Origin of the sequence: Vibrio sp. 10N.261.55.C5 (genome assembly GCF_041470505.1) — a bacterium.
Classification (GTDB): Bacteria; Pseudomonadota; Gammaproteobacteria; order Enterobacterales; family Vibrionaceae; genus Vibrio; species Vibrio crassostreae_C.
In genome coordinates this window covers 1-8,496 of the sequence record NZ_JBFRMS010000107.1, presented here as the reverse complement: position 1 = coordinate 8,496, position 8,496 = coordinate 1, and the positions used below count along the sequence as shown (strand labels likewise).

Genomic DNA, 8,496 nt, shown 5'->3' with positions numbered 1-8,496 from the left:
CGATCTTGGAACGTATCAAAGGCACGTTCGATGCGACCCTTGCCTTGAGGCGAATTGGCAAAAATAATTTCTATACCCAGCTCTTCACAGGCTCGTTGCATCTGGGAGAAGTGGCAACGTTTTGGTCCACCGAAGATGCCCGCTCTATCGACATAAAGAGTCTTAAAAAGCCCTTTTTTCTTGATATAAGTTTTCATTACTTTGAGGCACCCTTCGGTGGTTTCTGAAGGAAAAAACTCCGCATGAACCTCACTGGTTGCATCATCAATCATGGCGATAAGACAGGATTTTTTATCACCGAACCAAAGGTGCGGACTGCCGTCCATTTGCAGCATTAAGCCTTCGGCTTCCATACGCTCACGTCGTCTTCTTACCTTAGAACGTCGATGTTTGGCTCGTTTTACATGATGGATTTCATGTGCCCAGGTACGAAGCGTCTCCCGTTTTACTTTGATGCCTTCAAATACCTCTAACATATCGGCGAGATGAAGCATGTTAAAGTCGTAATACTTGGCCTTTATAAGAGCTTGAACTTGTTGCTTTAAGGTAATGGGGATTTTATTAGCGGGTGCCCTTCCTGTGTTGCCATGAACCACAAATCGGATACCATCAGAGCGATATCGCCTGAGATAACGTTCAATGGTTCTGCGAGACTTATTGAGGAGCTTAGAGGCATTAGTAATTGAGATTTTACCGAGAGCAACTTTTGCGATGATATCCACGGTAAGCTGAGATTGAGTATTCATAACGATCATCCTATACACCCCTGACTAATTCGTAGCACTAGTCAAAGGATTACGTAAAAATAGAGACCGTCAATTTCCCTCGGTAATTAAGCGAATGACAAAGTCGCTTGGTAGTTACGATACGACAGAATCGCTTGGTGATCACACGTAGTCTGTCTTTTGTTGTAGCAAACTTTTGCCCCATTGTCAGCTAGAGTAAATACTCATTCACACCCTGTTCGTGGGCTTTTGCCCTACTAAAAGTTATCCATTCATCTAATGGCGTTCGTCGTAAACCCCGTTCTGTATCACGGGGGGAAATTCAACGTAACTTCGGAGTGTGCGGACTATCGGTCAAGGCGTCTTACATTAGTTCATAAGCCAATTTGGTTATTGATTCTGTTCTTCTCTTAGTCTGCTCTTCGTTCCAATTGTTCAAATCAAAATAACCTTTATACATTCAATGTTAACAAGAGAGGCGGACGCTACCCTATAGCTACCTAGCGAAATTCCTATGCTCAAATGGGCATACGAAGCCATTTCCAAACTAGGTGAACGGACACGCATTGCCAGTTGGGGAACCATGTGGCTTGGCTGGGACAAACTACAGGATATACTTAGTGGATACTATCTGAGCAAGGAAACGACTGGATTTATGGGTTTTTAGACTGATTTCTGATCAAGAGACAGGTATGAGACTGCATGGGTAGAAACGTTGGATAGAGCTGTTAAAAGGGCTTTGATTCAATGACCACTATAAAAATAGTCGGTACGGAAAATTAACCGCATTCAATATGGCCTAGAACAATGTTCTGCATAGTACAATATGATATGTTACGCACATAATTTGGGTTGTTGTTATGAGAACCCCATCATCCATATTTGGGAAGTATTATGTCTGAGTCTAGTAATTCATATTTTAAATCTTTAGTTGAACTTGCTTCCGAGTCTTGGCGCTTTGCCAAGGCAAATGAGCGTGTTTTAGCCAAATTGGCTATGAAAGATCAAACTCGCTTTCAAAGTCAGCTGAAGTGGTTTGTTAAAAAGATTGCTGATGAGCTGGAGACTAGCGGTTTGAAAATTATCGATTTAGAAGGTCAAGATTACGATGCTGGCATGGCTGTATCTGCGATAAATATTGATGATTTTGACGAAAGTGAAGAGCTATATATTGACCAAGTACTATCCCCTTTGATTATGAGTGAAAAGGGTATTGAACAGATGGGTACAGTTATTCTTGGGAGTAAAAAATGAAAAACTTTGTTGGCATAGATCTGGGTACTACGAACAGTGCGATAGCATCATTTGATGGTCAAAAAACAAAAATTTGGAAAAGCCCTGAACAAAATGACATTACCCCATCTGCAATTTATCTCGATAGACGAGGAAATAAGTTAGTTGGACAACGAGCTTATGAACAAGCTGCTCGCAGTCCAAGTAATTCAGCTGTACTTTTTAAAAGGTTGATGGGAACGAGTACCCCAATAGAATTTAAAGCCGTTCATGAAGTAAAGACACCAGAGCAGTGCTCTGCTGAAGTTTTGAAAACGCTCTATGGATACTTGAATGAAGAGCTTCGACTAGACCCAGAAACCGGTGTTGTTATTACCGTTCCAGCAGCATTCAACCAAATGCAAAAAGATGCAACTGTTGATGCAGCTAACTTGGCCGGTATAAATAACGTTGCTTTGATGCAAGAACCAGTTGCCGCTGTAATGAGCGTTATGAAAGAAGGGGCATTGGATGGTACCTTTCTTGTTTACGATTTAGGTGGTGGCACTCTTGATATTGCGATCGCAGAAAGTCATAGAGGTAAAGTAAACCTTCTATCTCATGGTGGCATTGCTATGTGTGGAGGTCGTGATTTTGACCGACTCCTTATGGATAAAATTGTTAAACCATGGTTAAGAAATAACTTCAATTTGCCTGATAACTTTCTCGTCGAGCCTAAGTATTCAACCATGGTGAGAATGGCAAACTATGCGGCCGAGAGGGCTAAGATTGAGTTATCATCCAAAGAGGCAGCCGTAATTTCATTGTCAGAAACAGAGATAAGAGAGTTTGATCTCGACGGTGAAGAGATATATTTAGATATCGAGATTTCTAGAGATGAGTTTGACCATCTAATTAATAATTTAGTTCTAGAGTCTGTAGAGGCTGCACGAGAGGCTTTATCAAAAGCGCATCTTACTCCTGATTATATTGAGAGAGTTGTATTTGTTGGCGGACCAACTAATTACAAGCCGCTTCGTGACAAGGTTTGTTTTGAATTGGGGATTAAGGGTTCAACCGAAGTAAACTCGATGACAGCTGTAGCTGAAGGCGCAAGTATTTTTGCAGAGTCAATAGATTGGACTACACAAAATCGTGAAAGAAAGTCATCTCGTGGGGTCATTGAGTCTAAGGGAGCACTATCTTTGGTATTCAAATTTCAAGCTAGAACTCCTAATAAAGCATCGAAGATAGCAATTAAATTTGATGACTATACCGAGGGTTATGAATATCAAGTCGATAGTATAAGCACTGGTTGGACGTCGGGTAGAGTTGCTCTTGAAGCTATGTCAACGGTCACCGTCCCACTGGGAATTATGGGGGAAAACCTATTTAAAGTGTTCGTATTTGACCCTTTAGGTACTACGGTAGCAATAAAAGATAGTCAAATATCTATTACAAAAACATCTGCAACAGTAGAGGCTATACCAGCATCCCACTCGATCTCGATCGAAGCATTGAGTAGTTTAGGTGGTAAATCTAGCTTGTCGTACTTAGTCAAATCAGGCGACTCGTTGCCGGTTAAAGGTACAAAGATGTTTAAGGCTGCAGAAACTCTTAGAGCAGGCACGGACAATAGTATAAATATAAAGCTTTGGGAAGGTGACATAGAGGATCCTGTAACAGACAACAGACCAGTGGGTGTGCTGAAAGTTTCTGGCCATGATTTTGAAGTTGGAGTCGTACCAGCGGGTGCTGACATTGAGTGTATTTATGAAATTTTTGATTCCGGTGCGATCAATTTAGAGGTCTCAATACCATGTATTGGTGGTGTATTTAACGCAGGCAAGAACTTCTACTCTCGACAAGAGAACCAAATCAACCATGCTGATTCAAAAGCAATTATTTCTATGGAAGCCGATAGCTTAAAAGAGCGAGTTAGCGAGATACGAGATATTCTAGATAATGATGAAATCAATCGAGTATTCGAAAATGTGACTTTGGCAGAAGACAAAAATCAAAGAGCAGTCACCCCAGAAGAATCTCAGGAAGCAATGGAAAAGCTACTGGAAGCCAAGCGTCAGTTGTCAAAAGTTAGAAGTCAGAACTTATCAACTATCAGAGCATTAGAGTTCGATAAGATGAAAAATACTTATAGTGAATATATTGAACAGTATGCTGAAGAATCAGATCACGCAGTGGTTATAAAGCTTATGAATACTGCCCAAAATGCAATTGCAAGTAAGTCACATGACTTTGAGGTGGCAATGGATGAACTACGCTCAAAGAATTTTGAAATTCTGTATAAACAAGACTGGTTTGTTGTTGAGCAGTTTAAGGTTTTGTGTTCTGAAGAGGCTGCGTTTATTGATAAAGCTAAGTTTAACGAATGTGTGCAGCAAGGTATACATTGTATCGAGAATAACAATATAGATGAATTAAGAACAGTAAACTTCCATTTGTTCCAAAACCGAGTGGGTGGTGCTCCTGATCTAGATTCTACAGTCTTTGCGAATATAGTAGAAAGCTAAGATGAACAGCGTGTTATTGCCAATGCGATACAGGTTACCTTCTGGTGAAGTGATTATTGAACGGTTACTTTTAGTAGACTCAGCTGCAATATACAAACTTGATAATAAGACAAATATTATCATCGTAACTCAGGATCTATGCAGCTTATGGGTTAAAAACGATTATTTACCCAGAAATTTGTTTAATTCTATCAATGTGGGTAGTGAAGAATTTCATTATTTTGAAATAGAAGATTGTTTTTCGGTATCTAGTTTTGATACTGGTCTCGGTTTAGTTGATTTTTCGCAGGCTCTATCATTCACTCATGCCTATTTAAATTCGAAAGAAAAACCAGGCAGTACTAAAAATAGTCTCTTTGTAGAAAAGTACTCAGTGCTTCTGCCTTTAGATTTAAGTAGTGATCTTGACAACGAGCTGTCTTATAAGTTGTGGTTAACAAATGGTGTGAGCCTTAAGGACAGTTCTTTCAAGGCAGTATCAAAATTAACTCCGTTGAATGATGCTGAGCTTGAAGAGTGCTTTGAGTTAGCTGGAGTGGACTATGTATTAGAACCGTCAGACTCTACTGTGAATGAGTCTTTGTGCGAGTTTGAACTGTTTGGCAGAGAGTCACTGGAAGAGTTTGTCAATGAGTACATAGTTGATGTAATAAACCACCGTGACTCTTATAGGAAAATGGGTATCGAGGGACCGTCATCTTTTATCCTATATGGCCCACCCGGATGCGGGAAAACATATGCTGCGGAAAAGCTCGTGAATCACTTGGGCTGGCCAGTTTTTAAGGTGGACTCTGCATCAGTAGCAAGTCCCTACATTCATGAAACAAGCAAAAAAATTTCTGAAGTATTTAATGAAGCAATGAGGTGCTCGCCTAGCGTTATTCTCATCGATGAAATGGAATCCTATACATCAAATAGAAGTACAGCCAAAGACCATAAACTTGAAGAGATTAATGAGTTTCTAAGACGGATACCAGAAGCTATAAATGCTGGCGTGTTGATTATAGGAATGACGAACTTCATCGAAGATATTGACCCAGCGCTAAAGCGTAAAGGCCGTTTTAACCATCTGATAGAAATCGGTATTCCAAATGAAAGCGAGATCAGGGCTTCATTAAATTTTTTGACGCAAGGGTTACCACTTGAAAGTGAAGTAATTAAAGATGAAGTCATTGATAGTTTGATTGGGCGTACGTTGGCAGATATTGACTTCGTAGTGAAAGAGGCTGCTAGAAAAACTGCAAAAGACAGAATAAGTACACTTGGTCACAATGAGTTAATGTCTGCGATTGAATTGTTACCGATGATACCTTCAATTAATAAAAATAAAATCGGATTTCTGTGACTATGAATATTAAAGAAAACCCATTCTTTCTCTTAAACGCAACATTACGTAATACTAGAGCTGAACTTTCAGAGCTAGAAGAAGAGTTTAGTTTGTTCAATGACTCAGACCGAGATCTTTTAAGTGAAGTAATCTCCCCTCGCTTGAGAGCTCAGTCAGAGTTAGGTTGGTTGATTGGAGTGACAGAACCAACTGTTCTCCGAGCACTTGCCATTAAATCACTAAATGATCTTATCGATCTTAGACATTTACACGCACTAGATCAGTTGAACTTAATTTCGTCATCATTGAGCCTTTACAAAGGTGAAAGTCACAAACTTGTCAAAGATTCAATTTTGAGGTTAGCGGACCTTTTTGAAGGTTTACACCTCCGTTTAGATGAAGTCATGATTCTGCTTAATCAAGAGAGAAAGTACTCTGGTTTCCCATTATTAAGTGATACTTCACAGCTAGAGGACGGAGTTAATCTGCGAAAGGACTACTTCAATCAGTCTATTAAAGACTCATTGGATAGGTTGGATAGTCAGATGCTGGTATCTTTAGTAACTGATATTGTTGATAAAAATTCAATGAGTGGTGTTAGGCAGTGCTATACACTTGTTCAAGATCTAGTTGATTATTATGAGGTGGCCACAAAGCATGCTCTTGCTGAAGAAACTGCATCTATTGAGTCGTTGATTGAAAATATCATGACAATGACCACTAGTCAGTACTCGAATGACCATTTGGACCAACTTATATCGAAACTAATAACTAGCCTAAGAGGCTGGGATACAATAGCTCAACCTATTCAAGTTAGTTTCCAAGGGAAAGGGTTAGAGCATGAAGAGAGCAAAGAATTGGCGTACAAAGTTCGCGATCTTAGTTTGTATATGTTCAATGAAATGCTTCAAGATGACATAACAAAAAAACTAAGCGAGATTAGCCTTGAGCTTTTTGGAGAAGTAACCAGCTTTTCAGAGCGTGTGGAAAAAGACATTGCCGACATTAAAGATATTGAGTTTGAAAGACAGCAAAGAGCCGAAAATGAAGCTAGGGAACAAGTAAAACATGAGCTTGAGATGGCTTATAGCGCTGAGATAGGTCTTGCTTTCAAAGACGAATTGAAGATTAGCGCATCAGGTATTTCTTGGAAAGGGGCTTTTGTTAGGTTTGAAGATATTACTTTCTATAGCTATCAAGTAATAAGCAGAAGCCTAACGACAGATTATATATTTGAATATGGTGGCACTAATCGTACTTACAAAATAACCACAAAGAAACAGGAGCATTTTAGCGCCTTGTTAGATAGGTTTTGGAAAGGTACTGGTTATAAGCTGATGATAAATTTTGCAATTGATGTTGTGTGCAAAGCAAAGGATCATTTTTCTGGTATTGGTGTTCGAGACGATGGGCTCGTTCTACACAGGAAAAAGTTTCTTCGAGCGAGTGAGCCAGTTTTGGTGCCATGGAGTCGTTTGTCTTCCAACGTATACAATGGCCAATGTACATACAGTCTTGTTGGAGATAGTAAAGTTAATGCAAGCTTAGATGTCAGTGCTACGAACTACCATATGTTTAGCACACTGGTTAGCGTTATGATGGATAAGAGAGCTTCTCGATTAAGTGAAGTCTTTGGGGTGAATTAGTTTAATGAGTAATAAGAATCCCAAAGGGTTTAGTGGTTTATCACAGCTGCACTCAAAGAGTGAAGACAAAGCTGATTCAGTCGAATCTGATTTTCAGTCTGACCCCTCTACAGACACCATAACAACGCCCCTATCTAAGACTCAGTCTGGTTCACAGCGTGATAACACTGTAGATGTAGGCTCAGAATCAGAAGTTACGGATGGAACATTACAAGATGAACAACAGGAAGGTAACAAATCGGGTATAAGTTGGGGGTATATATTTGGTTTTTTACTCATTGTCGGTATTTTCATGGCAATAAGTCAGGGTAATGATAGTCCTAGTTCCGTACCTAAGGCTGCTACCGGTAGTAGTTTAGCCAATCCAACAGCAAAGACTCCAACAGCTTCTCAATTAGGAAGTTCGTCTGTCGTAGGTAAAACCAACAAGCCAAGAAATGAGACTCCTAAGCTTCAGTATAATAAACCGCCTGTCGGTTCAAATAATATACTTTCAGTGTCGCAGATTCGTTGGTGTACTCGTGAAATCATGCGTATTGATGCGATGAGAAATATCTTCGATACAAACGGAGGTATAGATGAGTTCAATCGAATTGTTAATGACTATAATAGTAGGTGTAGTAATTATCGCTATCGACAACGAGATCTCTCTAAAGCTGAGCGAGAAGTAGAAACACACAAGTCTACAATTACTACAGAAGCGATACGAGAGGCAAAACTAATTGATCAACGCTTTAAGAAAACATCGAATGTGTCAACTAAGAGCGCTTCAAATAAACCGAACGCCCAGTTAACACGAGAAGTACAACAACTTTTAACCGTCCTAGGATATAAGCCTGGTCCAATTGATGGTGATTACGGACCGGGAACAGCGAGTGCGATAAAGGTTTTCCAGCGTGACTCGGGTTTAGCTCAAACAGGAAGAGTAGATAGAGAACTACTTTCTTCGCTTCGGAGCAAAGAGCGATCTAAATCTTCACTTAATGTTGGAGTCAAAACTAACAACCATCAGAGTAATGATAATGGAATCCCTGCGAATGCCAAAATTGACTACA

General features: G+C 39.8%; 6 protein-coding genes. 5 read left to right on the top strand and 1 reads right to left on the bottom strand.

Features of this window, described 5'->3' with window-relative positions:
- On the bottom strand, positions 1 to 755 hold a 755-nt coding region (locus AB4263_RS23980; protein WP_372099019.1), incomplete at its 3' end, for an ISNCY family transposase.
- A gap of 864 nt (positions 756 to 1,619) precedes the next feature.
- On the opposite strand from AB4263_RS23980, the gene AB4263_RS23975 reads away from it, so the two are divergent.
- The 5 genes from AB4263_RS23975 to AB4263_RS23955 form a co-directional block, all read left to right on the top strand.
- Positions 1,620 to 1,979, top strand: coding sequence for a hypothetical protein (locus tag AB4263_RS23975; RefSeq protein WP_076655960.1), 360 nt, complete (start codon positions 1,620 to 1,622; stop codon positions 1,977 to 1,979).
- Positions 1,976 to 4,468, top strand: coding sequence for an Hsp70 family protein (locus tag AB4263_RS23970; RefSeq protein ID WP_372050583.1), 2,493 nt, complete (start codon positions 1,976 to 1,978; stop codon positions 4,466 to 4,468). Before AB4263_RS23975 ends, AB4263_RS23970 begins: the two co-directional genes overlap by 4 nt.
- 1 nt (position 4,469) lies before the next feature.
- Positions 4,470 to 5,813, top strand: coding sequence for an ATP-binding protein (locus AB4263_RS23965; protein WP_076655965.1), 1,344 nt, complete (start codon positions 4,470 to 4,472; stop codon positions 5,811 to 5,813).
- Positions 5,814 to 5,815: 2 nt separating this feature from the next.
- Positions 5,816 to 7,441, top strand: coding sequence for a hypothetical protein (locus tag AB4263_RS23960; protein ID WP_102249495.1), 1,626 nt, complete (start codon positions 5,816 to 5,818; stop codon positions 7,439 to 7,441).
- 4 nt (positions 7,442 to 7,445) lie between these two features.
- On the top strand, positions 7,446 to 8,496 hold a 1,051-nt coding region (locus tag AB4263_RS23955), incomplete at its 3' end, for a peptidoglycan-binding protein (protein WP_372099018.1).

Bases quoted from the DNA above. Each gene is read 5' to 3' on its own strand.
- AB4263_RS23975 (WP_076655960.1), top strand. From the start codon at position 1,620: ATGTCTGAGTCTAGTAATTCATATTTTAAATCTTTAGTTGAACTTGCT.
- AB4263_RS23970 (WP_372050583.1), top strand. From the start codon at position 1,976: ATGAAAAACTTTGTTGGCATAGATCTGGGTACTACGAACAGTGCGATA.
- AB4263_RS23965 (WP_076655965.1), top strand. From the start codon at position 4,470: ATGAACAGCGTGTTATTGCCAATGCGATACAGGTTACCTTCTGGTGAA.
- AB4263_RS23960 (WP_102249495.1), top strand. From the start codon at position 5,816: ATGAATATTAAAGAAAACCCATTCTTTCTCTTAAACGCAACATTACGT.